General features: G+C 71.9%; 27 protein-coding genes. 13 read left to right on the top strand and 14 right to left on the bottom strand.

Annotation, left to right across the window (positions count from 1 at the left end; translation table 11 throughout):
• The first annotated feature begins 8 nt into the window (after positions 1 to 8).
• The gene (locus EI169_RS07455) at positions 9 to 731 is read left to right on the top strand and encodes a 3'-5' exonuclease (protein ID WP_240640705.1); all 723 of its coding nucleotides are present in this window, start codon (positions 9 to 11) and stop codon (positions 729 to 731) included.
• Positions 732 to 782: 51 nt separating this feature from the next.
• On the opposite strand, the gene EI169_RS07450 is transcribed toward EI169_RS07455, so the two are convergent.
• From EI169_RS07450 to glgA, 3 genes are all read right to left on the bottom strand, one after another.
• Positions 783 to 1,034 (bottom strand): type B 50S ribosomal protein L31, encoded by a 252-nt coding sequence (locus tag EI169_RS07450; protein WP_125131772.1) that lies wholly within the window; start codon positions 1,032 to 1,034, stop codon positions 783 to 785.
• A gap of 125 nt (positions 1,035 to 1,159) precedes the next feature.
• Positions 1,160 to 1,945, bottom strand: a complete 786-nt coding sequence (locus EI169_RS07445) for an ABC transporter ATP-binding protein (protein WP_125131771.1) — start codon at positions 1,943 to 1,945, stop codon at positions 1,160 to 1,162.
• Between the two features lie 9 nt (positions 1,946 to 1,954).
• Complete coding sequence (glgA, locus tag EI169_RS07440) at positions 1,955 to 3,148, bottom strand: glycogen synthase (RefSeq protein WP_125131770.1); 1,194 nt, start codon at positions 3,146 to 3,148, stop codon at positions 1,955 to 1,957.
• A gap of 77 nt (positions 3,149 to 3,225) precedes the next feature.
• On the opposite strand from glgA, the gene glgC reads away from it, so the two are divergent.
• Complete coding sequence (gene glgC / locus EI169_RS07435) at positions 3,226 to 4,470, top strand: glucose-1-phosphate adenylyltransferase (protein ID WP_125131769.1); 1,245 nt, start codon at positions 3,226 to 3,228, stop codon at positions 4,468 to 4,470.
• 11 nt (positions 4,471 to 4,481) lie between these two features.
• On the opposite strand, the gene EI169_RS07430 is transcribed toward glgC, so the two are convergent.
• Complete coding sequence (locus EI169_RS07430; protein ID WP_125131768.1) at positions 4,482 to 4,955, bottom strand: S-ribosylhomocysteine lyase; 474 nt, start codon at positions 4,953 to 4,955, stop codon at positions 4,482 to 4,484.
• A 128-nt stretch (positions 4,956 to 5,083) separates the two neighbouring features.
• Here EI169_RS07430 and serB point away from each other — a divergent pair, with 128 nt between their 5' ends.
• Both serB and EI169_RS07420 read left to right on the top strand, forming a co-directional pair.
• Positions 5,084 to 5,719 (top strand): phosphoserine phosphatase SerB, encoded by a 636-nt coding sequence (gene serB, locus EI169_RS07425; protein ID WP_125131767.1) that lies wholly within the window; start codon positions 5,084 to 5,086, stop codon positions 5,717 to 5,719.
• Between the two features lie 41 nt (positions 5,720 to 5,760).
• Entirely contained in the window at positions 5,761 to 6,453 is a 693-nt protein-coding gene (locus EI169_RS07420; protein WP_125131766.1) for an alpha/beta fold hydrolase, read from the top strand.
• Between the two features lie 7 nt (positions 6,454 to 6,460).
• On the opposite strand, the gene EI169_RS07415 is transcribed toward EI169_RS07420, so the two are convergent.
• Positions 6,461 to 7,171, bottom strand: coding sequence for a beta-ketoacyl-ACP reductase (locus EI169_RS07415; protein WP_125131765.1), 711 nt, complete (start codon positions 7,169 to 7,171; stop codon positions 6,461 to 6,463).
• Between the two features lie 160 nt (positions 7,172 to 7,331).
• Here EI169_RS07415 and EI169_RS07410 point away from each other — a divergent pair, with 160 nt between their 5' ends.
• The 4 genes from EI169_RS07410 to EI169_RS07400 all read left to right on the top strand — a co-directional run bounded on the left by EI169_RS07410 (position 7,332) and on the right by EI169_RS07400 (position 9,394).
• On the top strand, positions 7,332 to 7,904 hold the full coding sequence (locus tag EI169_RS07410; RefSeq protein WP_125131764.1) for a DUF4190 domain-containing protein: 573 nt from the start codon (positions 7,332 to 7,334) through the stop codon (positions 7,902 to 7,904).
• Positions 7,905 to 7,980: 76 nt separating this feature from the next.
• Positions 7,981 to 8,346, top strand: a complete 366-nt coding sequence (locus tag EI169_RS07405) for a DUF3099 domain-containing protein (RefSeq protein WP_125131763.1) — start codon at positions 7,981 to 7,983, stop codon at positions 8,344 to 8,346.
• A complete protein-coding gene (locus tag EI169_RS16785; protein WP_240640704.1) occupies positions 8,343 to 8,576 on the top strand; it encodes a hypothetical protein in 234 nt (77 codons plus the stop codon). The genes EI169_RS07405 and EI169_RS16785 overlap by 4 nt, the downstream gene beginning before the upstream one ends.
• Positions 8,573 to 9,394: an SURF1 family protein gene (locus EI169_RS07400; RefSeq protein WP_240640703.1), complete on the top strand. Its 822-nt coding sequence runs from the start codon at positions 8,573 to 8,575 to the stop codon at positions 9,392 to 9,394. Before EI169_RS16785 ends, EI169_RS07400 begins: the two co-directional genes overlap by 4 nt.
• A 26-nt stretch (positions 9,395 to 9,420) precedes the next feature.
• Here the strand turns inward: EI169_RS07400 and EI169_RS07395 are convergent, their stop codons facing one another.
• A complete protein-coding gene (locus EI169_RS07395) occupies positions 9,421 to 11,019 on the bottom strand; it encodes an ABC-F family ATP-binding cassette domain-containing protein (RefSeq protein WP_125131762.1) in 1,599 nt (532 codons plus the stop codon).
• A gap of 109 nt (positions 11,020 to 11,128) precedes the next feature.
• Here EI169_RS07395 and EI169_RS07390 point away from each other — a divergent pair, with 109 nt between their 5' ends.
• From EI169_RS07390 to EI169_RS07370, 5 genes are all read left to right on the top strand, one after another.
• Positions 11,129 to 11,758: a biotin transporter BioY gene (locus EI169_RS07390; RefSeq protein ID WP_125131761.1), complete on the top strand. Its 630-nt coding sequence runs from the start codon at positions 11,129 to 11,131 to the stop codon at positions 11,756 to 11,758.
• 175 nt (positions 11,759 to 11,933) lie between these two features.
• Positions 11,934 to 12,971: an iron-siderophore ABC transporter substrate-binding protein gene (locus EI169_RS07385; protein WP_125131760.1), complete on the top strand. Its 1,038-nt coding sequence runs from the start codon at positions 11,934 to 11,936 to the stop codon at positions 12,969 to 12,971.
• Positions 12,972 to 12,996: 25 nt separating this feature from the next.
• Positions 12,997 to 14,043: an iron ABC transporter permease gene (locus tag EI169_RS07380; protein ID WP_125131759.1), complete on the top strand. Its 1,047-nt coding sequence runs from the start codon at positions 12,997 to 12,999 to the stop codon at positions 14,041 to 14,043.
• Positions 14,040 to 15,095 carry an iron chelate uptake ABC transporter family permease subunit gene (locus EI169_RS07375; protein ID WP_125131758.1) on the top strand — a complete coding sequence of 352 codons (1,056 nt, stop codon included), beginning with the start codon at positions 14,040 to 14,042 and terminating at the stop codon, positions 15,093 to 15,095. Before EI169_RS07380 ends, EI169_RS07375 begins: the two co-directional genes overlap by 4 nt.
• Positions 15,092 to 15,934: an ABC transporter ATP-binding protein gene (locus EI169_RS07370; RefSeq protein WP_125131757.1), complete on the top strand. Its 843-nt coding sequence runs from the start codon at positions 15,092 to 15,094 to the stop codon at positions 15,932 to 15,934. The genes EI169_RS07375 and EI169_RS07370 overlap by 4 nt, the downstream gene beginning before the upstream one ends.
• 13 nt (positions 15,935 to 15,947) lie before the next feature.
• Here the strand turns inward: EI169_RS07370 and EI169_RS07365 are convergent, their stop codons facing one another.
• Genes EI169_RS07365 through sufB form a run of 8 tightly spaced genes read right to left on the bottom strand, consistent with a single transcriptional unit; the run spans position 15,948 to position 23,515 of the window.
• Entirely contained in the window at positions 15,948 to 16,886 is a 939-nt protein-coding gene (locus EI169_RS07365; protein WP_125131756.1) for a siderophore-interacting protein, read from the bottom strand.
• A 31-nt stretch (positions 16,887 to 16,917) separates the two neighbouring features.
• Entirely contained in the window at positions 16,918 to 18,279 is a 1,362-nt protein-coding gene (locus tag EI169_RS07360) for an MFS transporter (protein ID WP_125131755.1), read from the bottom strand.
• Positions 18,276 to 19,436: an aminotransferase class I/II-fold pyridoxal phosphate-dependent enzyme gene (locus tag EI169_RS07355; protein ID WP_125131754.1), complete on the bottom strand. Its 1,161-nt coding sequence runs from the start codon at positions 19,434 to 19,436 to the stop codon at positions 18,276 to 18,278. Before EI169_RS07355 ends, EI169_RS07360 begins: the two co-directional genes overlap by 4 nt.
• 19 nt (positions 19,437 to 19,455) lie before the next feature.
• Complete coding sequence (locus EI169_RS07350) at positions 19,456 to 19,785, bottom strand: metal-sulfur cluster assembly factor (protein WP_125131753.1); 330 nt, start codon at positions 19,783 to 19,785, stop codon at positions 19,456 to 19,458.
• A gap of 27 nt (positions 19,786 to 19,812) precedes the next feature.
• On the bottom strand, positions 19,813 to 20,586 hold the full coding sequence (gene sufC / locus EI169_RS07345; RefSeq protein WP_125131752.1) for a Fe-S cluster assembly ATPase SufC: 774 nt from the start codon (positions 20,584 to 20,586) through the stop codon (positions 19,813 to 19,815).
• A gap of 2 nt (positions 20,587 to 20,588) precedes the next feature.
• Complete coding sequence (locus EI169_RS07340; protein ID WP_125131751.1) at positions 20,589 to 20,915, bottom strand: non-heme iron oxygenase ferredoxin subunit; 327 nt, start codon at positions 20,913 to 20,915, stop codon at positions 20,589 to 20,591.
• The gene (gene sufD, locus EI169_RS07335) at positions 20,912 to 22,096 is read right to left on the bottom strand and encodes a Fe-S cluster assembly protein SufD (RefSeq protein ID WP_125131750.1); all 1,185 of its coding nucleotides are present in this window, start codon (positions 22,094 to 22,096) and stop codon (positions 20,912 to 20,914) included. The genes EI169_RS07340 and sufD overlap by 4 nt, the downstream gene beginning before the upstream one ends.
• Positions 22,097 to 23,515, bottom strand: a complete 1,419-nt coding sequence (gene sufB, locus EI169_RS07330) for a Fe-S cluster assembly protein SufB (RefSeq protein ID WP_125131749.1) — start codon at positions 23,513 to 23,515, stop codon at positions 22,097 to 22,099.
• Between the last annotated feature and the right edge of the window lie 167 nt (positions 23,516 to 23,682).

Below are 23,682 nucleotides of genomic sequence, written 5' to 3'. Positions count from 1 at the left end.
GTGTGAGCGTGCACCCCGAACCCCTGCCGCTCTTCCAGCGACCGGAGTGGGCGAGCGTCGTCGGCGTGTTCGATCTGGAGACCACGGGCGTCGATGTCGCACGGGACCGGATCGTGACCGCACACGTCGGCGTCATCGACGCCGACGGGCACGTCGTCGACGCACGCGACTGGCTCGCCGACCCCGGCGTCGCGATCCCGGCGGGCGCGACGGCGATCCACGGCATCACGACCGCCCACGCGCGCGCGCACGGTCGTCCCGCCTCGGACGTGGTGACTGAGGTCGTCGACGCGCTCGCGGGGCTCTTCGCGGCTGGGCTCCCGGTCGTGGCGTACAACGCGCCGTACGACTTCTCGCTGCTCAGGCACGAGGCCCTCCGCCACGGGGTGCCCGCGCTCGCCGACCCCGGCCCGATCATCGACCCGCTCGTGGTCGACAAGCGCTACGACCGCTACCGCCGCGGCAAGCGCACGCTGTCGGTCGTCGCGGCCCACTACGCCGTGCGCCTGGACGGCGCCCACGAGGCATCCGCCGACGCGGTCGCAGCGGGGCGTGTCGCGCAGGCGATCGCCGACCGTTACGCGGCGTGGCTGCCGCCGACCCTCGACGAGCTGCACACGCGCCAGATCGGGTGGGCCCGCTCGCAGGCGGAGAGCCTCACCGAGTACTTCGTCCGCATCGGGCGCCTCGACCCCGACGACGTCGTCGACGGTCGCTGGCCCGTGAGATAGCAGAAGGCCCCGCCGATGACGGGGCCTTCTGCTGTCGAGCGTGTCGGTGGCTCAGCTGCCGCCGAAGCCCTTGAAGCGCTTGTTGAACTTCTCGACGCGACCCGCCGAGTCCATGATGCGCTGCTTGCCCGTGTAGAACGGGTGCGACGCCGACGAGATCTCGACGTCGATGACGGGGTACTCGACGCCGTCGAGCTCGATCGTCTTGTCGCTGGAGACCGTCGAGCGGGTGAGGAAGGTCTCACCCGAACCCAGGTCGCGGAACACGACCTCGCGGTACTCGGGGTGGATGTCAGTCTTCATGGGAGGTCCTTTGAGAAGTGGTGCCCTGGATTGTGCCAGGACGGTCAAAGTCTGCGGTGCACGCACCAACGCAAGAGTCTATCAGGCCGGGCGGCTCGGCAGCGACCGGCCTCGGGACGGCCCGGTCAGGACGCGGCGCGCGCGGCGTAGCGTCCGGCGTCCGCGGTGAGCGAGATCGGCGCGCCGAAGGTCGCAGTGAGGTTCTCGGCCGTGAGCGTGGATTCGAGCGGCCCCGCGGCGACGGCGGCGCCGTCGCGCAGGAGCAGGACGTGGGTGAACCCGACCGGGATCTCCTCCACGTGGTGGGTCACCATGATCATGGCCGGCGTCGTCGGCGCCTGCGCGTAGCCGGAGAGCAGGCCCAGCAGCTCCTCGCGCGCGCCGAGGTCGAGGCTCGCGGTCGGCTCGTCGAGGAGCAGGAGCTCGGGATCGGTCATGACCGCGCGGGCGATCTGCACGCGCTTCTGCTCGCCGTCCGACAGCGTGCCGAACGTGCGGTCGGCGAGATGGTCCAGCCGCCATTCCCCGAGCACGCGCAGCGCGCGGCGCTCGTCGATGTCCTCATAGCGCTCGCGCCAGCGACCCGTGACCGAGAAGGCCGCGGTCAGCACGACGTCGAGCACGCTCTCCTCGGCGGGGATGCGGCGCGCCATCGCCGACGAGGCGAAGCCGATGCGCGGCCGCAGCTCGAACACGTCCGTCCGCCCCAGGCGCTCCCCCAGGATCGTCACGGCGCCGCCGGTCGGATGCAGCAGCGTGTCCGCCAGCTGGAGCACGGTCGTCTTGCCCGCGCCGTTGGGTCCGAGGATCACCCACCGCTCGTCGTCGGCGACCGTCCAGTCCAGGTGGGCGACGATGTCACGGGCGTTCCGGCGGACGACGACGTCGGAGAACTCCAGGACTGCAGGCATGCCCTCAGCCTATCGGCCGTGCCCGGCGAGCCCGGCGTACAGCGCGGCCGTCTGCTCCGCGATCCGGTCCCATCCGAAGTCGGCCACGGCGCGCCGGCGCCCCGCGTCGCCGTACGCGGCGGCGCGCGCCGGGTCGGTCACGACCTCGGTCAGCACACGCGCGAGGTCGTCGACGAAGCGCTGCGGGTCGACGGGGGTGCCGGTGCCGTCCTGCACCTGCTCGATCGGCACGAGGCGGCCCGTCTCGCCGTCGACGACGACCTCGGGGATGCCGCCGGTCGCCGTGCCGACGACCGCGGCGCCGCACGCCATCGCCTCGAGGTTCACGATCCCGAGCGGTTCATACACCGACGGGCACACGAACGTCGTCGCCGCCGTGAGGATGGCGCACAGCTCGTGCCGCGGCAGCAGCCGGTCGATCCAGACGACGCCCTCCCGCGTGGCCTGCAGGCCGCGCACGAGTTCCTCGACCTCCGCGAGGATCTCGGGGGTGTCGGGCGCGCCCGCGCACAGCACCAGCTGCACGTCGGGAGGGAGCTGTTCGGCCGCCCGCAGCAGGTAGGGCAGTCCCTTCTGCCGCGTGATCCGGCCGACGAAGACGACCGACGGCCGGGCGGGGTCGATGCCCGCCTCGGCGAGCACCGCGGCGTCGTCGACCGGATGCCACGCCTGCGTGTCGATGCCGTTGTAGATGACGTGCACCTTCGCCGGGTCCAGGGCCGGGTAGCTGCGCAGGATGTCGGCGCGCATGCCCTCGCTCACCGCGACGATCGCCGCGGCCCCCTCGTAGGCGGTCTTCTCGATGAAGCTCGACACCGCGTATCCGCCGCCGAGCTGCTCGGCCTTCCACGGCCGCAGCGGCTCGAGGCTGTGCGCCGTCACGACGTGCGGGATGCCGTGCAGGAGCGAGGCGAGGTGGCCGGCGAAGTTCGCGTACCACGTGTGACTGTGCACGACGTCGGCGCCCGCGACGTCCGGGACGATCTCGAGATCCGTGCCGAGCGTCTGCAGCGCCCCGTTGGCTCCGGCCAGCTCCGCCGGCACGCCGTAGGCCGTCGTGCCGGGTTCGTCGCGGGGGGCGCCGAACGCCCGCACCTCGACGTCGATCGTCCGGCGCAGCGCCTTCACGAGCTCGGTGACGTGCACGCCCGCCCCGCCGTAGATCTCCGGCGGGTATTCCTTCGTGACGATGTCGACGCGCATGAGTCGAACGCTAGTACAGCTGTCAAGACGGCGTTGCGGGGGTTCGCCGCTGCGCCGGCGCGCTCTAGGGTGGTGCCATGCCAGCAGCGCCGAAGGTGTTCGGAATCATTCTCGCCGGCGGCGAGGGCAAGCGCCTGATGCCGCTCACGGCCGACCGGGCCAAGCCCGCCGTCCCGTTCGGCGGCCAGTACCGCCTGATCGACTTCGCGATCTCGAATCTCATCAACTCGGGGCTCCGCCAGCTCGTGGTCCTCACGCAGTACAAGTCGCACAGCCTCGACCGGCACATCTCGCAGACGTGGCGGATGTCGCCGATGCTCGGCGCGTACGTCGCGTCCGTGCCCGCGCAGCAGCGCCTGGGCAAGCGGTGGTTCTCCGGGTCGGCCGACGCGATCCTGCAGAGCATGAACCTGCTCACCGACGAGAAGCCCGACATCGTCGTCGTGATCGGAGCCGACCACGTCTACCGCATGGACTTCGACCAGATGCTCCAGGCGCACATCGACTCCGGTGCGCGCGCGACGGTGGCCGGCATCCGCCAGCCCATCACCCTGGCCAACCAGTTCGGCGTCATCGACGTCGACCCGGCCGACCCCGTGCGCATCCGGGACTTCCTCGAGAAGCCGCAGAGCCCGACGGGGCTGGCCGACGCGCCGCACGAGGTGCTCGCGTCCATGGGCAACTACATCTTCGACGCCGACGCCCTCATCGAGGCCGTGCAGGCCGACGGCGAGTCGCCGACGTCCAACCACGACATGGGCGGCGACATCGTGCCGTACTTCGTCCGGCGCGGCGAGGCCGCCGTCTACGACTTCAAGCGCAACGACGTGCCGGGCTCCACCGACCGCGATCGGGCGTACTGGCGCGACGTCGGCACGATCGAGTCGTTCTACGACGCCCACATGGACCTCATCTCGACGCTGCCGGTCTTCAACCTGTACAACACCGACTGGCCGATCTACTCGCAGACCGTCAACTCCCCGCCGGCGAAGTTCGTGCGCGACTCGGTCGGACGGATCGGCAATGCGATCGACTCGATCGTCTCGCTCGGCTCGGTCCTGTCCGGAACGCACCTCGAACGCAGCGTCGTCGGGCCGTGGACGCTCGCCGACGGCGGGTCGACGATCACCGACTCGGTGCTGTTCGACTACGTGCGCGTGGGCGCCGGCGCCCGCATCAACCGGGCCATCCTCGACAAGAACGTCGTGCTGGAGGACGGCGCGACCGTCGGGGTGGACCGCGACCGCGACGTCGCGCGCGGCTTCACGGTGACCGACACCGGCATCACCGTCGTCGGCAAGAACGTCGTCGTCGAGCGCTGAGCCGGCGCGCGTCAGACCCCGATGCGCGCGAAGGCATCCGTGCTGATGCCCTGACGGAGGACGTGCGCCGACCACTCGCGCGCGGTGTGCAGGCTGTGGTCGCGGTAGTTCCCGCAGCTGTACGCGTCGACACCGGGCACGTCGGACTCGACCGCCTCCTCGGCGATGAAGCGCAGGCTCGAGGCGATCGCGGCCACGACGTCCGGCACGGCCGGCTCGCCCCACGCGATGAGGTGGAACCCCGTGCGGCAGCCGAACGGCGAGATGTCGATGACGCCGTCCATGCGGTCGCGCAGGAGGCTCGCGAGCATGTGCTCGATCGTGTGGATGCCCGCGGTGGGGATCTCGCCCTCGTTGGGCTGGACGAAGCGCACGTCGAAGTTGGAGATCACATCGCCCCGCGGGCCGGTCTCGGTGCCGATCAGCCGCACGTACGGCGCGATGACCGCGGTGTGGTCCAGGGTGAAGCTCTCGACGTCGGCCATGGGGTTCCCTCCTCCGTGCGCGGCGCGCACCCGTACGAGGCTACGTCGATCCGACCCGGCCGCGGGCGTGCGCGACGCAGCATGACGGCGGCGTCGGGACGGCCGCCGCGCGCGCTAGGGTCGAGGCCGTGCCCGACGCGTCCTTCCTCGTCGTCCTCGACGCCGACTCCACCCTCATCCGCAACGAGGTGATCGAGCTCCTGGCCGACGAGGCCGGCCGTGGACCGGAGGTCGCCGCGGCGACGGAGGCCGCGATGCGGGGCGACGTCGATTTCGCCACGAGCCTGCGCTCACGCGTCGCTGCGCTGCGGGGCGTCCCCGTCGAGGCGTTCTCGCGCGTCATCGCGCGGGTCGAGCCGACGCCCGGCGTCCGCGCGCTCGTCGACGCCGTGCATGCGCGCGGCGGGCGCGTCGGCGTCGTCTCGGGGGGTTTCCACGAGGTGCTCGACGACGTGGCTCCCGGACTCGCGGTCGACGTGTGGCGCGCGAACCGCCTGCGCGTCGCGGACGACGTCCTCACGGGCGAGGTCGCGGGGACGATCGTGGATGCGGCGGCCAAGGCCGAGACGCTGCGCGCATGGGCGGCCGACAGCGGCGTGCCCCTCGCGCGCACCCTCGCGATCGGCGACGGCGCGAACGACCTGCAGATGCTCGCCGCGGCGGGGCTCGGCGTCGCGTTCAACGCCAAGCCCGCCGTCCGGGCGCGCGCCGATCTCGTCGTCGGCCCGGTCGACCTCGCGCAGGTGATCCCCCTCCTGCCCTGAAGGCCCTTCCCCGTGTCGGCGGTGCGCTCTACCGTCGGGCCATGGACATCATCCTCATCCCCGGACTCTGGCTCGACGCGTCCTCGTGGCGCGGAATCGTCCCCGCCCTGGAGGCGGCCGGACACACTCCGCACGCCCTCACGCTCCCCGGCGTCGGCGCCCCGGCGGCCGAATCGGCCGACATCGGCATCTCCGACTGGGTCGACGCGACCGTCGCGGAGATCGACCGCGTCGGCGGCCCGGTCGTCGTCGTGGGGCACTCCGGCGGCGGCAACGTCGCGTGGGGCGCCGCCGACCGACGGGTCGACGACGTCGGTCGCGTGATCTTCGTCGACACGTTCCCGCCGAGCGTCGGCGAGAGCATCTGGGAGTTCCCGATCGTCGACGGCGTGATCCCCTTCCCGGGGTGGGACACCTTCGAGGAGCCCGAGGTGGCCGACCTCGACGAGGCGACGCGCGCGTCGGTCGGGGCGTCGGCGCTGTCGGTGCCGGCGAAGGTGCCGACCGATCCGCTCTCGTTGTCCGACCCGCGCCGGCTCGGCCTGCCCGTCACGATGCTCAGCGGCACGATGGCGGCGGCCGACCTGCGCGAGATCATCGAGAAGGCGCCCGCGTGGGCCGCCGACCTGGCCGCCCTCGAAGACCTGGAGATCGTCGAACTGCACTCCGGTCACTGGCCGCAGTTCTCCCAGCCCGACGCGCTCGCGCGCGCGATCGTGGCCGCGGTGGGCTGAACCGGAGTCAGTGCCCCATGCCGAGTCCGCCGTCGACGGGGATCACGGCGCCGGAGATGTAAGCCGCGTCATCCGATGCCAGCCACGTGACGACGCCGGCGACCTCGTCGGCGGTGGCGAAGCGGCCGGCAGGGATGCTGCGCTTGTACTCAGCCTGCGTGTCCTCGGGGAGCTCGGCGGTCATGTCGGTCTCGATGAAGCCCGGCGCGACGACGTTCGCGGTGATCCCGCGGCCGCCGAGCTCGCGCGTGAGCGATCGGGCGAAGCCGACGAGGGCGCTCTTGGAGGCGGCGTAGTTGATCTGCCCGGGTGAGCCGTACAGGCCCACGACGCTCGAGATCAGGATGACGCGGCCCCACCGCGCGCGCAGCAGCCCCTTGGCCGCGCGCTTGATGACGCGGAAAGCGCCGCCGAGGTTCGTCGCGACCACCGAGTCGAAGTCGTCCTCGGTCATGCGCAGGAGCAGGGTGTCCTTCGTGATGCCCGCGTTGGCCACGACGATCTCCACGGGGCCGAGCGCCTTCTCCACCTCGCCGAACGCCGCGTCGACCGACGCGGCGTCGGTCACGTCGGCACGCACCGTCAGGGTGCCCTCGGGCCCTTCGCCGGACCGCGCGGTCACGGCGACGCGGTATCCCTCCGCGACGAAACGCTCGGCGATGGCTCGGCCGATGCCGCGATTGCCTCCGGTGACCAGGACGACACGGTCGCTCGACATGGCGGTGCTCCGATTCTTCGGGGATGGGGACCGGGATGACCGGACGAACCGGCGCCCCCAGCCTAGGCGAGCGGTCGGGCTCGACCCGTCGCGACGCGTTTGACACCACCCGCACGCCGCTGGGACGCTGGGAGCCGTCCGCCACCGAGAAGGGGAGCCCGTGAGCGACAACGACCCGAAGCAGCCCGGCGCCGGCGAATCGGCATATCCCCCGCCGCCGCCCGCCCCGACTCCCCCGCCCTACGCCGCTGCCGACCAGCCCGGGCCGCCGCAGCCGCCGTACGCCGCGCCCGAGCCGGCCGCCCCGACGGCGGCCCAGCCGCCCTACCCGGCGGCGGGCTACCCGCAGCAGGCCCCGCCGTCGCACGCGCCCGGCTACCCGGCGCCTGCGTATCCGCAGCAGCAGTACCCCGCCGCGCCGCCCGCCTACGGGCAGCAGTACGCCTATGCTGCGGCCCCGAAGAACAACGCGCTGGCCATCGTGTCGCTGGTCTCCGGCATCGCGGGTCTGACGATCCTGTTCGGCGTCGCCTCGATCGTCGCCGTCATCACGGGGCACATCTCGCTCAAGCAGCTGAAGACCAACGGCGAAGCCGGACGCGGCATGGCGCTCACCGGCACGATCCTCGGATGGGTCGGCGTCGGGCTGGGCGTGCTGTTCCTCGTGCTCGGCTTCATCTGGTTCGCGGTGCTGTTCGGCACGCTCGCCTCGACGGACTACAGCTACTCCTGACCTGCACGAGGCTTCGACTTGCGTGTCAGCGTGAAGCGGTCCCCGCGCTCCGCCACGGGCGTACCCTGGAAGGACCGTGAAGAGCCTGAAGACCGCGCAATCCGCGACGTCCCTCCCCCGCGCACCGCGCGAGGATGCCGGCGCTCGCTTCACGAAGTACATGATCACGATGGGGCTGCGCATCGCGTGCTTCATCGCGATGGTGTTCATCCAGCCCTACGGGTGGTGGACGTGGCTGCTGGGTGCCGGCGCCGTCGTGCTGCCCTGGATCGCGGTCGTCGTGGCGAACGTGGGTCAGGACGTGACGGCGGTGGGAGCGGAGAATCCGGAGCGTCAGCTCGAGGCGGCCCGCCCGGCGCCTGCCGCGCCGGTCGACGAACGTCCGACGGTCATCCGCATCTCGGAGACGCCGCGACTCTCCCCCGGCGAGGACGGGCGATGAGCGTGCCGTCGGCCGACGGGGCGGCGGCCGACGAAGCGGCGTCGTGCTCGCGCGCCGGATGCCGCGAAGCCGCGTCGTGGCGCATCGCGTGGCGGAACCCACGGATCCACGCCGCCGACCGGCGGAAGATCTGGGTGGCGTGCGACGCCCACGTCGCGTATCTGCGGGACTTCCTGGCGGCGCGCGACTTCCCGCTGGACGTGTCCCGACTGGCAGGAGCCCGCGCGTGAGCCGCCGCGAGGCTCCGGCGGCGCTGCGCTGGACCGGGTACGTCGCCGTCGTGATCATCTTCGCGATCGCCTGCGGCTTCCTCTCCAGTTGGCAGTTCTCCCGCAACGAGGAGCGCGCACGCCAGCTCGCGCTCGTGGCGGCCAACTACGACGCTGATCCGGTGCCGCTCGGCGACGTCCTCCCCGCCGGCGGGGCGCTCGACCCGACGGTGGAGTGGACCCCCGTCGTCCTGCGCGGCCGCTACGTCGCCGACGAGCAACTCCTCGCGCGCAATCGCCCGCACGGCGGCACCGCGGCGTTCGAGGTGCTCGTGCCCTTCCGCACCGACGACGGCCGCGTCCTCCTCATCGACCGCGGGTGGGTTCCCCCCGGGGAGGGTCCCGACCCCGACGCCGTGCCGGCACCCCCGGCGGGCGAGACGACCGTGACCGCACGGCTGCGCCCCGGCGAGCCGCTGCCGGAGGGGCGCGGCGCGCCCGACGGTCAGGTGCCGACGATCAACCTCCCGCTCATCGCCGACACCGTCGCGTCCGGCGCCGACCTCGAGACCAGCGCGTACGGACTCATGGTGTCCGAGGACCCGGCCGCAGCCACGGCGCCGAACCCGATCGAGCCGCCCACCGACGACCCCGGTCCGCACCTGTCCTACGCCGTGCAGTGGATCCTGTTCGCGGTGATGGGCTTCGGGTTCCTCGGCTACGTGATTGTGACCGAGCGCCGGCACGCCCGAGAGGACGCCGCCGAGCGCGCCGCCCGCCGCGCGCGGCGGCGCGACCGCGACGCCGAGGCCGAGGACGCCCTGCTGGACGCCCGCTGATCCGCACCCGACGGCGCAGGGCGGCCTCAGGCCAGCGAGACGAGGTCGGCGTAGTCGCGACCCCAGATGTCCTCGACCCCGTCGGGCAGGATGAGCACGCGCTCGGGGTTGAGCGCCTCCACAGCGCCCTCGTCGTGCGAGACGAGCACGACCGCCCCCTCGTAGTGCGCGAGCGCGCCGAGGATCTCCTCCCGCGACGCCGGGTCGAGGTTGTTGGTCGGCTCGTCCAGCAGCAGCATGTTCGCCGACGACACGACGAGGGTCGCCAGCGACAGACGGGTCTTCTCGCCACCGGAGAGCACGCCCGCGGGCTTGAGCACGTCGTCGCCGGTGAACAGGAACGATCCGAGCACCTTCCGCGCCTCGGTGGCGGTGATGTCAGGCGCGGCCGACATCATGTTGTCCAGCACGGAGCGCGAGACATCGAGGTTCTCGTGCTCCTGCGCGTAGTAGCCGATCTTCAGACCGTGCCCGGGCTCGATGACGCCGGTGTCGGCCCGGTCGACGCCCGCGAGGATGCGCAGCAGCGTCGTCTTGCCCGCGCCGTTGAGCCCCAGCACGACCACGCGCGAGCCGCGATCGATCGCGAGGTCCACATCCGTGAAGATCTCCAGCGATCCGTACGACTTCGACAGCCCGGACGCCATGAGCGGCGTCTTGCCGCACGGGGCGGGCTTGGGGAAGCGGAGCTTGGCGACGCGGTCCTCCTGGCGCACGTCGTCGAGCCCCGCGAGCATCTTCTCCGCCCGCGCGACCATCTGGTGGGCGGCAGCGGCCTTCGAGGCCTTCGCGCCGAAGCGCGCGGCCTGCTGCTGCAGCGCCGTCGCCTTCTTCTCGACGTTCGCGCGCTCCTTCTTGCGCCGCTCCTCGTCCGCGACGCGCTGACGCAGGTAGTTCTTCCAGTTCATGTTGTACACGTCGATGACCTGCCGGTTGGCGTCGAGGTAGAACACGCGGTTGACGGTCTCGCCGACGAGGTCGATGTCGTGGCTGATGACGATGAGGCCGCCCTTGTAGCCCTTCAGGAACTCGCGCAGCCACACGACGCTGTCGGCGTCGAGGTGGTTCGTCGGCTCGTCGAGGATCATCGTGCCGGCGTCGGAGAACAGGATGCGAGCGAGCTCGATGCGGCGCCGCTGACCGCCCGAGAGCGTCTTCAGCGGCTGGTCGAGGATGCGGTCGGGCAGCGCGAGGTTGTGGGCGATCGACGCCGCCTCCGCCTCGGCCGCGTAGCCTCCCAGGGCCTCGAACCGCTCGGTGAGGTTGGCGTAGCGGCGCATCGCCCGCGCGGCGACGTCCGCGTCGGAGTCCGCCATCTGCAGCGACGCCTCCTGCATGCCGATCGCGATCGAGCCAAGCCCGCGTGCGTCGAGGATCCGCGTGCGCGCGAGCATCTCGGGGTCGCCGGAGCGCGGGTCCTGCGGCAGGTAGCCGAGCTCGCCCGACCGCTCGACGCGGCCGTCGCTGGGCAGCACATCTCCCGCGAGCACCTTCGTGAGGGTCGTCTTGCCGGCGCCGTTGCGGCCGACGAGACCGATCTTGTCGCCGTCGGAGACCCGGAACGAGACATCCGACATGAGCACACGTGCGCCCACGCGGATCTCCAGGTCGTGCACGGCGAGCACAGCGAACGTCCGTTCTCTCGGGTGGATGGGTACAACGGCCGCAGCTGGCCAGCCCCCTAGTATAAGTCGCGACGCCCGCCTCCCCTTCCCGCGGGCCCGAAGGAGAGCCATGTCCGCTGTCGCCGCATCCGCCTCCCCCCGCGTCCTCGCCGATCTCGCCGGACGTCCGCGCACGCGTGCGCGGGCGTTCGCCGTCGACGCCGCGCTCGTGCTGACGGGTGTCGCCGTCATGGCCCTGCTGGCGAAGGTGTCCTTCTTCATCGGTCCCGTGCCGATCACCGGCCAGACCGCGGGCGTGATCCTCGTCGGCGCGGCGCTCGGCGCCCGGCGCGGCGCTGCGAGCCTGACCGCCTACGCGCTCGCCGGTCTCGCCGGGCTGCCCGTCTTCGCCGGTCCGCTCGCCGGCCCCGCCTACGTGCTGTCGCCGTCGTTCGGCTTCATCGTCGGCTTCATCCCCGCGGCCTTCCTGGCCGGCTGGTTCGCCGAGCGCGCATGGGACCGGCGTCCCGTCCGCGCCTTCCTCGGCTTCGTCCTCGCGAGCATCGTCCCGTTCCTCGTCGGCGTGCCCTACCTCGCCGTGATCCTCGCCACCGTGCTCGGGCAGGACGTCACGTTCGCGTCGGTCATGGACGCCGGCGTGGTGCCGTTCATCCTGCCGGGCCTGCTCAAGGCGGCGGTCGTGGCCCTCGTCCTGCCGGGCGCGTGGGCGCTCGTGCGCAGCGTCGACCGCACGCGCTGACGCGTCCGATCTGAATTCTCGCGAGGGGCTCGACCGTTTCCGGTCGGGCCCTCCGTCGTTCGCGACGACGGGTCCGGATGCGGCGTCCTCTCGCCGTCGAGAGATCGGATTTGGTGCGCGGCTGCGCGCGACACCTAAACTAAGGACACCCTTACCTAACCAAGAGGAGTCCACCGTGCCCCGAATCCGCACCGCCCTGGCCGTCGCCGGAGTCGCCGCCGCGCTCGCCCTGACCGGTTGTTCGACGGCGACCGCGCCCGCCGACGCAGGATCCTCGACCGGTTCGGGAGGCGACGGCTTCCCCGTCACGCTCGAGAACGCGTTCGGCGAGACGACGATCGATTCCGCGCCCGAGCGGGTCGTGACGGTCGACTGGGCGAACCAGGAGGCCGCGCTTGCGCTCGGCGTCGTCCCGGTCGCGATGCCCAGGGTCACGTGGGGCGACGAGGACGGCGATGGACTGCTCCCGTGGGTGAAGGACAAGCTCGACGAGCTCGGCGCCGAGACGCCGACGCTGATGGACGAGACGAACGGCTACGACTACGAGGCGATCGCGGACGCGCAGCCCGACGTCATCCTCGCCGCCTACTCGGGCATGACCGAGGAGCAGTACGACACGCTGAGCAAGATCGCTCCCGTCGTGACCTACTCGGGCGTCGCGTGGGGCACGACGTGGCAGGACATGACGATCACGAACGGCACGGCGCTCGGGCTGAAGGACGAGGCGGAGAAGCTCGTCTCCGATCTCGAGGCCCACGTCACAGACGTCATGGCGCAGTACCCGGCGGCGGCCTCCCAGCCCGCCTTGTTTACGTCCTTCGACCCGACCGACATGAGCACGCTCGGCTTCTACTCCCTGCAGGACCCGCGCGCGGCGTTCCTCACCGAGATGGGCATGACGCCCGCGGCGGCCGTCGAGACCGCGAGCAAGGACAGCGAGACCTTCTGGTTCCAGCAGAGCACCGAGAACATCGAGGACTTCGCCGATCTGAAGGTCATCGTGGGCTATGGCGGGCCCGACACGCTCGCCACGATGCAGGCCGACCCGCTGTGGTCGCGCATCCCCGCCGTCGCGTCCGGCGCCGTCGCCGTGCTCGGGTCGGACTCGACCCTCGCCGCCGCCGCGAACCCCAGCCCGCTGTCGATCGGCAGCACCTACGGCGACGAGTACCTGCAGGTCGTCGGCGCAGCGGCGCAGAAGGCCGGCGCGTGACCCTCGTGCACGGAGCATCCCGGCGGTGACGACCGTCACCGACTCGGCCCCCGCCGCCCCCGCGCCCGTCCGGCGCGCATGGGGGCGGCGGCGGGCCGTGTGGCTCGCGGCGGTCGTCGTGGCGCTCGTGCTCGCCGCGCTGCTGTCGATCGCCGTCGGCGCCCGGGACGTGAGCGCCGCGGACGTGTGGGCGGCGCTTGGCGGATCGACCGACACCGCCTCGGCGGCGGCGGTGTCCGGGCGCATCCCGCGCACGATCCTCGCGCTGCTCGTCGGCGCCGCCCTGGCCGTGGCCGGTGCGGTGCTCCAGGGGGCGACGCGCAACCCGCTCGCCGACCCCCAGATCCTCGGCATCAACGGCGGCGCCGCCCTCGCGGTCGTCGTCGGCATCGCCTTCTTCGGACTGACCTCGGGCACCGGATACATCTGGACCGCGATGATCGGCGCCGCCGTCGCGGCGGCCTTCGTCCTCGCCATCGGCTCGCTCGGCCGCGGCGGGCCGACGCCGCTCAAGCTCGCCTTGGCGGGCGCGGTCACCGCCGTCGCCTTCAGCTCGCTGCTGAGCGCGATCCTCCTGCCGCGCGTGGACGTCATGAACGTCTTCCGCTTCTGGCAGGTCGGCGGGGTCGGCGGCGCCACGTTCGAGTCGATCGGGCAGGCGCTCCCCTTCCTCGCGGTCGGCGCGCTCGTGTGCGTCGCGAGCGCCTCGGCGCTGAACACGCTCGCGCTCGGCGACGAGCTGGCCGCGGGCCTCGGTGAGCGCGTGCGCACGGCTCGGATCACCGCCGTGGTGGGCGCCGTCATCCTGTGCGGCGCCGCCACCGCCGTCGCCGGCCCGATCGGTTTCGTCGGCCTCATCGTGCCGCACATGTGCCGGCTCATGGTCGGCGTCGACCACCGCTGGCTCCTGCCGGCCAGCGCCCTGACGGGCGGGGTCCTGTTGACCGTCGCCGACGTCGTCGGGCGGGTCGTCGCACGCCCGCAGGAGATCGAGGTCGGCATCGTCACCGCTCTCATCGGCGCCCCCTTCTTCATCGCCCTCGTGCGCCGCCAGCGGATGCGTGCCCTGTGACCGCCACTCCTGCCCTCGCCGGCACCGCCTACGAGCTCGTGGTCGCCGCTCGCCGCCGCCGTCGCCGACGATGGATCGTCGTGACGAGCGCGCTCGTGGCCGCCGTCCTCCTCACCTACGCCGTCTCGCTCATGGTCGGGCAGACCTTCTATCCGCCGCTGGACGTGTGGCGCGTCATCGTCGGCGACCGCGTCCCCGGCGCCTCGTTCACGGTGGGCGAGCTGCGTCTGCCGCGTGCGACGACCGGCCTGCTCACGGGGCTGTGCTTCGGCATGGGCGGCGTGGTCTTCCAGACGATGCTGCGCAACGCGCTGGCGAGCCCGGATGTCATCGGCATCAGCTCCGGCGCGAGCGCGGCCGCGGTGTTCGGCATCGTCGTCCTGGGCCTCGGCACCACCGCCGTGTCGCTGCTGGCGTTGGGCGCGGCCCTCGCGGCAGCGCTGCTGATCTACACCCTCGCGTACCGCGACGGCGGCTCGGGCCCGCGGCTCATCCTCATCGGCATCGGCGTCGCGGCGATCTGCAACGCCGCCGTGGCCTACATCATCTCCCGCGCCGCGGAGTGGGACCTGCCGGTCGCGATGCGCTGGATCACGGGAACCCTGAACGACGCGTCGTGGGAGCAGGCTGTTCCGCTCGCCATCGCCACCGCGGTCCTGGCGCCGCTGCTCCTGGTGGGGGCCCGGCGGCTCGAGCTGCTGCGGCTCGGCGACGAGGCGGCCTCCGCTCTCGGCGTGCCGGTGGAGCGAAGCCGCATCCTGCTGATCGTGTGCGCCGTCGGACTCCTCGCCTTCGGCACGGCCGCCGCGGGCCCCATCTCGTTCGTCGCCTTCCTCGCCGGCCCGATCGCGGTGCGGCTGCTCGGCCCCGTCGGCTCGCCGATCCTGCCCGCGGGTCTGGTGGGCGCGCTCCTCGTGCTCGTCGCGGACTTCCTCGCGCAGTACGCCTTCGGCACGCGCCTGCCGGTCGGCGTCGTCACGGGCGTGCTCGGCGCGCCCTATCTCGTCTTCCTGCTCGTCCGCAGCAGTCGTTCCGGAGGGACCACGCTATGACCGCCGACCGCCGACTCGAGGCCCGGGGCGTATCGCTCGCCTACGGCGACCGCACGATCGTCGATGGACTCGACCTCGACGTCGCCCCCGGTCGCATCACCACGATCGTGGGGGCGAACGCGTGCGGCAAGTCGACGCTCCTCAAGGCGATGGCGCGCCTGCTCGCGCCGACGGCGGGCGCCGTGCTGCTCGACGGCAAGGAGATCCACCGGCAGCCGACGAAGCAGGTCGCGCGCGTCCTCGGGCTCCTCCCCCAGTCGCCGATCGCGCCCGACGGGATCGCCGTGTCCGACCTCGTCAGCCGCGGCCGCCATCCCCATCAGGGTGCGTTCTCCCGCTGGACCCGCGCCGACGACGAGGCGGTGGCCCGGGCGCTGGACGCCACCGGCACGACGCATCTGGCCGACCGCCCGGTCGACGAGCTGAGCGGCGGCCAGCGGCAGCGCGCATGGATCGCGATGGCGCTCGCGCAGGAGACCGACGTTCTGCTCCTGGACGAGCCCACGACCTTCCTCGACATCAGCCACCAGATCGACGTGCTCGACCTGCTGACGGATCTGAACCGCTCGCGCGGCACGACGGTGGTGATGGTGCTGCACGACCTGAATCTCGCGGCGCGCTACGCCGACGCGCTGGTCGCGATGGCCGACGGCCGCATCGTCGCGGCCGGGGCGCCCGCCGAGGTGCTCACCGAGACGACGGTGCGCGACGTCTTCGGGCTGAACAGCCGCGTACTGCCCGACCCGCTGACCGGTCGCCCCATGGTCGTGCCGATGGGGCGCCATCACACGCTCGTCGACCCTGACCAGCCCGTGCCGACCGAGCCCGCGTCCCGCTGACGCGCGTGAGCGCTCAGGCGGTGCGCTCGGACTGGCCGAGCCGCCAGTAACCCATGAAGGCGACGCGCCGGCGGTCGACCCCGTGGCCCTGCACGAGGAGGCGGCGCAGGGTCTTGACCGTCTGCGACTCCCCCGCGATCCACGCGTAGAACTCGCCGTCGGCGTCGGCCGGGCTGTCCCACAGCACGTCGGTGTCGAGGTCGATGTCCTCGAGCTGCTGCGGACGCGGTGCGGCGGCGCGCGCGAGCACGTCGCCGGATGCGGCGCACCACTGCTCGACCGCGTCGATCAGGCGCATGCCGTGCGCCGCGCCCTCCCGCGGCAGCCAGCGCACCCGTGCGCGCTCAGCCGACCACACGTGCGCGTCGCCCGCATGCGGGATCTCCACGAAGACGTCGGCGGACACGTTCGCGTCGAGGGAGTCGAGGATCCCGCCGATCGCCGGCACGGCCGTTTCGTCCCCGACGAGCAGGACCCGGCGCGCGGTGCCCGGATGCCAGTCGATGCCCGATCGCGCGTGCTCGCTGCGCTCGTCGGGCCCGATCACGACGATCTCGCGGCCGACGACGGCATCCATCGCCCACGCCCCCGCGGGTCCGGGGTCGTCGTGGACGACGAAGTCGATGTCGATCTCGCGCGCGTCCGCGTCGATGCGGCGCACCGTGTAGGTGCGCATCGGGCTTCGGCTCCCGTCGGGCAGCGCGCGCCATGCGTCGTACCACGTGCCGGCCTCGAGCACGGCGGGGTCGTCCTGCCCGACGTCGCTGATGCCGCCGTCCGGCGCGGGCAGCAGCAGCTTCACGCGCTGATCGAGGCCGGCCGTCCCGAAGTGCTCGAGGTCGTCGCCGTGGAAGGTGATGCGCACGAATGACGGCGTGAGCGGCCGCACGGCGCTCACGCGCACGGAATACGGACGGTAGGCGGGACGGGTGGCTGCGAGAAGAGCGGTCACCCGTTTAGGTTACCCTTACCTTGCCTGGCCCTCAAGCGCGCTCCTCGTCCGCCGCGCTCACGCGGAACGCCGGCAGCAGCGCCGACGCCGCGATCGCCGCGGCGCACGCGAACACCCCGACGAACGCGGCGGCGGGCGGTGCCGAGACGAAGACGAGCCCCAGCACGGCGATCGCCGCCGCCGCACCGATCGCATCGGCGATCGAGAGCGCGGCGGAGTTCGCGCCCTGGTCCCGCGTCGACGAGTACGCGAGCGTGAGCGTGGAAAGGCGCGGGTAGACGAGCCCCATGCCCACCGCCCCGACCGCCCAGAAGACGATCAGCCAGAACGCCGGCGCGCCGGTGAGAGCCATACCCGTCACCGCCACGAGCGCGACGAGGACGATGACCGCCCCACCCACGGCGGTCGACCGGTCGGGCCACGCGCGGCCGACGCCGCCCTGCGCGCCCGACCCGATCGCCCACGTGATCGCGGCGAGCGTCAGCGCGAGTCCCGCCCACACCGGCGAGAACCCGTAGCGCTCGACGAACAGCAGCGGCACGTACACCTCGGCACTGAAGAACGCGGCGGCCAGGATCCCGCGCAGCAGCACGACGCTCGGCAGGGCGCGCGCCGAGCGCAGGGTACCGCGCGGCAGCAGCGGACGCGCGGCCACCGCGACCACGACGACGGCGGCGATCACCAGCGGCGCCGTGAAGGCGCCTGCCTTCCCCGCGAGCCCGATCGCGAGCAGGCCCACCGCGGTCGTGATCGCCAGCAGCAGGCGACGCCCGACCCGCCCGAGCGGCTCGACGTCGGCGGGCGGACGGTGCATGTCCGGCAGGCGCGGGGCGAGCACGAAGAACGACGCCACGGCGAGCACCGCCACCCCGAGGAAGACACAGCGCCAGTGCAGGTACTGCGCCACGGCGCCGGCGAGGAAGGGACCGACGAGCGACGGGACGACCCACGCCGCCGAGAACGCAGCGAACACCCGCACGTGGAGAGCGGCCGGATACGCCCGCGCCACGACGACGTACAGGGCGACCGTGATGCCTCCGGCGCCGAGGCCCTGCACCAGGCGCCCGACGACGAGCACGACCATCGTCGGCGCGACCCCCGCGATGACGAGTCCCGCGACGAACAGCGCGACGCACGCCGTCAGCGGCCGGAGCGGACCGCCGCGATCGCTCCAGGCACCGGCGCCGACCATCCCGATGACGCTCGCCGCAAGGGTCGCGGAGAACGCCGCGGCGTACAGGGATGCGCCCTCGAGGTCGGCGCTGACCACGGGCATGACGGTCGTGACCGCGAGCGCCTGCAGCGCAGCGAGGAAGACGAGCGAGATGGACCCGGCCGTCACCCACGTGTACGGGGCGCGCCAGATCGCCGCCGCCGTGTCGGCGCGGCTCATCGGGCGGCGAGGACGCCGATACGCTCGATGGCGTCGGTGAGGATCTCCGGCGACGTGCCGATGTTGACGCGCACGTGGCCGGCCCCGCCGGCGCCGAACAGCGGACCGTGGTGCAGGGCGACCCGCGCTTCGCGGCGGATGAGGACCGCGGGGTTCTCGCCCCAGCCGTACGCCGACACGTCGACCCACGCGAGGAAGCCGGCATCCGGCTCGCGGTAGCCGGCGAGCGGAACGTGCTCGGCGAGCAGGGCGCCCAGGAGGCGCCGGTTCTCGCGCAGCGCCGCGAGCAGCGCGTCCAGCCACGCGTCGCTCTCGGGCGCAAAGGCGGCGAGCGACGCGAGCAGCCCGAAGTGGCCGGTGCGCCACTGCACCTCGTCGGGGAGCGCCCGCAGGACGGCGGCCTTCTCCTCGGAGGCGGCGACCATGAGCGCGCACTTGAGACCGGCGAGGTTGAAGGCCTTCGACGCGCTCACGAGGGCGAAACCCACCCGCGCGGCATCGTCCGACACGGACAGGAACGGCGCGAAACCGGATTCCGCATCAGCGAGCGGCGCGTGGATCTCGTCGCTGATCACGACGGCGCCGTGGCGTGCGGCCGCGGAGGCGAGCGCCGCGAGCGACGCGCGATCGTGAGCGGTGCCGGTCGGGTTGTGCGGGTTGCACAGCACGATCGCGCGTGCGCCGGCCGCGAAGGCGCGCTCGATGCCCTCGATGTCGAGCTCCCACGCCGAGCCGGTGTCCCGCAGCGGCACGGCGTCCACCACACCCCCGGCTTCGGGGATCCCGTCGAAGAACGGCGGGTACACCGGCGGCGTGACGACGACGCGATCGCCGGGCCGGATGACCGCGCGCAGCACTTCGACGAGGGCCATCATGACATCGCAGGTCGAGCGGATGCGTGCCGGGTCGGGGCGCCACCCGAAGCGGCGTTCGGAGAAATCGGCGTAGACACGACCGAGGCCTGCGTCGGGCGGCGTGTAGCCGGTGTCGCCGAGCCGTACGGCCTCGAGGAGGGCGCTCTCGATCGCGGGTGCGAGCGGGAAGTCGGTCTCGGCCACGAACAGCGGCAGGACGTCCTCGCCGTACGTCCGCCATTTCGCGCTCGAGCGCTGACGGAGACGGTCGAGCGGCAGGGCCTGCAGCGGGGAGGAACTCACCCCTCGAGCCTAGGACCGCTCAGATGGCGAAGCCGAGCGCCCGCATCATGTCGCGGCCGTCGTCGGTGATCCGCTCGGGACCCCACGGCGGCATCCACACCCAGTTGATGCGGAAGCGCTCCACGACGCCGTCCAGCGCCTGCGCCGTCTGCTCCTCGAGGACGTCCGTGAGGGGACACCCGGCGGACGTGAGCGTCATGTGGATGACCAGCGCATCGTTCTCGTCGTCCCACGCGAGATCGTAGATGAGGCCGAGGTCGACGACGTTGATCCCCAGCTCGGGGTCCATGACGTCCTTGAGGGCCTCGGTGACCTCGTCATACTTCTCGGGCGCGAGTGTTGCGGTCATGTAACGATCCTACGCTCGGGCGGGCCGTCAGGCGTCGACCGCGGTCTCGGCCTCGGTGACGAACCGGTCGTAGCCCTCTTCCTCGAGGCGGTCGGCGAGCTCCGGCCCGCCCTCCTCGACGATGCGGCCGGCGACGACGACGTGCACGAAGTCGGGGCGGATGTAGCGGAGGATCCGCGTGTAGTGCGTGATGAGGAGCACGCCGAGGTCGGTCGCCTCCTTCGCGCGGTTCACGCCCTCGGACACGATCTTCAGCGCGTCGACGTCCAGACCGGAGTCGGTCTCGTCGAGCACCGCGATCTTGGGCTGCAGCAGCTCGAGCTGGAGGATCTCGTGACGCTTCTTCTCGCCGCCCGAGAAGCCCTCGTTGACGTTGCGCTGCGCGAACTTGGGGTCCATGCGCAGGTTCTTCATCGCGTCCTTGACGTCCTTGGTCCACGCGCGGATGCCCGGCGCCTCGCCGTCGATGGCCGTCTTCGCGGTGCGCAGGAAGTTCGTCACGGTGACGCCCGGGATCTCCACGGGGTACTGCATGGCGAGGAAGAGGCCGGCGCGGGCTCGCTCGTCGACGCTCATCGCGAGGACGTCCTCGCCGTCGAGCGTGATGGAACCCTGCGTCACGGTGTACTTGGGGTGGCCGGCGATCGTGTACGCGAGCGTGGACTTGCCCGAGCCGTTGGGGCCCATGATGGCGTGGGTCTCCCCCGTGCGGATCGTCAGCGACACGCCGTTGAGGATCGGGGTGGTCCCCGCATCCGTCTCGACCGTCACGTGCAGGTCGCGGATCTCCAGGACGGACATGGTCAGACTTCCTTCGTTCGGGTCGGGTCGATCTTGACGTCGTCGCCGTCGATCTCGACGACGTAGACGGGCACCGGCTCGTAGGCCGGGAGGTTCAGCGGCTTGCCGGTGCGCAGCGAGAAGGCCGAGCCGTGCGCCCAGCACTCGAGCGTCTCGCCCTCGACGAAGCCCTCGGACAGCGAGATGTCGCCGTGCGTGCAGGTGTCGCCGATCGCGTGCACCTCGCCGTTGGAGTCGAGCACCACGGCGATCGGCACGCCGTCGACCTCGACGCGGAGCGCCGCGTCCTGCTCGAGCTCGCTGAGCGCGCACACGCGCTGCGCGGTCACAGCGCGCCGCCTTCGGCCAGCTCGCGCTCGATCGCGGCGGTCAGCTCCGACTCGAGGTCGGCCACGCCGATGCGCTGCACGATCTCGCTGAGGAAGCCGAGAACGACCAGGCGCCGCGCCTCGGCCTCGTCGATGCCGCGCGCCTGGAGGTAGAACAGCTGCTCGTCGTCGAAGCGACCGGTCGCGCTGGCGTGGCCGGCTCCGACGATGTCGCCCGTCTCGATCTCCAGGTTCGGGATCGAGTCGGCGCGCGCGCCGTCGGTGAGGACGAGGTTGCGGTTGGCCTCGTACGAGTCGGTGCCCACGGCGTCGCGCCCGATGAGCACGTCGCCGATCCAGACGCTGCGGGCGCTCTCACCCTGGAGCGCGCCCTTGTAGAGCACGTCGCCGACGGTGTGCGGGCCCTTGTGGTGCAGGTACACCTGCGACTCGAAGTGCTGGCCGGAGTCGGCGAAGGAGAGGCCGTAGAGGCGACCGGCCGCCCCGGAGCCCGCGAGCTCGACGGAGGGGTTCACGCGCACGACCCCGCCGCCGAGCGTCGCGACGATGTGCGTGAGGGTCGCGTCGCGGTCGACACGCGCCTGGTGGCTGGCCGCGTGCACCGCGCTGTCGTCCCAGCGCTGCACCGACACCACCGCGAGGTCGGCGCCGTCGCGCACGATGATCTCGACGTTCTGCGCGTACCGCGCGTCGCCGGAGTGGTAGACCACGACCGTCGCGCGCGCGTTCGGCTGCGCCTCGATGATGACGTGCGCGGCGGCGAAAGCGCCGTCCTCGCCGACGAGGTCGATCCGCACCGGCTCGGCGAGCTCCTCGCCGGCCGGGATGCGGACGTGCAGGGCCTCGGGGGCGCGCTGCCACGCGATGGCGGCGGGCAGGTCCTCCGGCCGGAAGACCTCGCCGCGCACCGCGGAGCCCGAGACGAGCAGCTCGGCCACGGCGGCGGTCTCGACGCGCACGCCCGTCGCCTCCAGAGCGGCGTCCGCCGGCTCGAGGACCTCGCGCAGCCGCGCGATGGGCGTGTGCTTCCAGTTCACCTCGCGGCCCGTCGGCACGCCGAAGTCGGCGGGGTCGTAGGACCAGGGCCGCTCGGAGCGGGTCTGCACGGGCACGTCGGCGCGGCCCCATCCTCCGTCGGTGTGCGCGGTGCTTCCCGGCAGGGGGGTGGTCGTGGTCGTCATCTAGCCGACGGATCCTTCCATGCCCATCTCGATGAGCTTGTTCAGCTCGAGGGCGTATTCCATGGGGAGCTCACGGGCGATCGGCTCGATGAAGCCGCGCACGATCATGGCCATCGCCTCGTCCTCGGGCATGCCGCGGCTCATGAGGTAGAACAGCTGCTCCTCGCTGACCTTCGAGACGGTCGCCTCGTGGCCGAGCTGGACGTCGTCCACCCGGATGTCGATGGCCGGGTACGTGTCCGAGCGCGAGATCGTGTCGACCAGCAGGGCGTCGCAGCGCACGGTGTTGGCGGAGTGGTGCGCGTTCGCGTCCACCCGCACCTCGCCGCGGTAGCCGGCGCGGCCGCCGCCGCGGGCGATCGACTTCGACACGATCGAGGACTGCGTGTAGGGCGCCATGTGGATCATCTTGGCGCCGGCGTCCTGGTGCTGACCGGGGCCCGCGAACGCGACCGACAGCGTCTCGCCCTTGGCGTGCTCGCCCATCAGGAAGATGGACGGGTACTTCATCGTGACCTTGGAGCCGATGTTGCCGTCGACCCACTCCATCGTCGCCCCCTCGTGGGCGACGGCGCGCTTGGTCACGAGGTTGTAGACGTTGTTCGACCAGTTCTGGATCGTCGTGTACCGCACGCGGGCGTTCTTCTTGACGATGATCTCGACGACGGCCGAGTGCAGCGAGTCGCTCTTGTAGATCGGCGCCGTGCAGCCCTCGATGTAGTGCACGTACGAGCCCTCGTCGGCGATGATGAGCGTCCGCTCGAACTGGCCCATGTTCTCGGTGTTGATGCGGAAGTACGCCTGCAGCGGGATCTCGACGTGCACGCCCTTCGGGACGTACACGAACGATCCGCCCGACCACACCGCCGTGTTCAGCGCGGCGAACTTGTTGTCGCCGGCGGGGATGACGGTGCCGAAGTACTCCTCGAAGAACTCGGGGTGCTCGCGGAGGGCGGTGTCGGTGTCCATGAAGATGACACCCTGCGCCTCGAGCTGCTCGTTGATCTGGTGATAGACGACCTCGGACTCGTACTGCGCGGCGACACCCGCGACCAGCCGCTGGCGCTCGGCCTCGGGGATGCCCAGGCGCTCGTACGTGTTGCGGATGTCGTCGGGCAGGTCCTCCCACGTCTGGGCCTGCTTCTCCGTCGAGCGCACGAAGTACTTGATGTTGTCGAAGTCGATCTCGCTGAGGTCCGCGCCCCACGTCGGCATCGGCTTGCGCCCGAACAGCTGCAGCCCCTTCAGGCGCGTGTTCAGCATCCACTCCGGCTCGGCTTTGAGCGCCGAGATGTCGCGGACGACGGCTTCGTTCAGGCCTCGCTTGGCGCTCGCGCCCGCCGCGTCCGGGTCGTGCCACCCGAACTCGTAGACGCCCAGGCCCTCCAGCTCGGGCCGGTCGATCAGGACATCAGCCATGGTGGGTCCTCTCCTCTCGGGCCGCAACGGTGTTCTCCGCCCCGGCATTCCCACGCCCTCCGTGGAGTACGAGAGGGAGGTCCGCCGCTTCCGGGCCCGCTTCGCACGCGATTCCGCGCGCCTAGACTGTCAGTGATGCGGAACGCGTATGCGTCGCATCCCGAACC

The sequence above is a fragment of the Microbacterium sp. 10M-3C3 genome, assembly GCF_003931875.1.
Lineage (GTDB): Bacteria > Actinomycetota > Actinomycetes > Actinomycetales > Microbacteriaceae > Microbacterium.
This window is presented reverse-complemented; position numbering and strand designations above follow the sequence as displayed.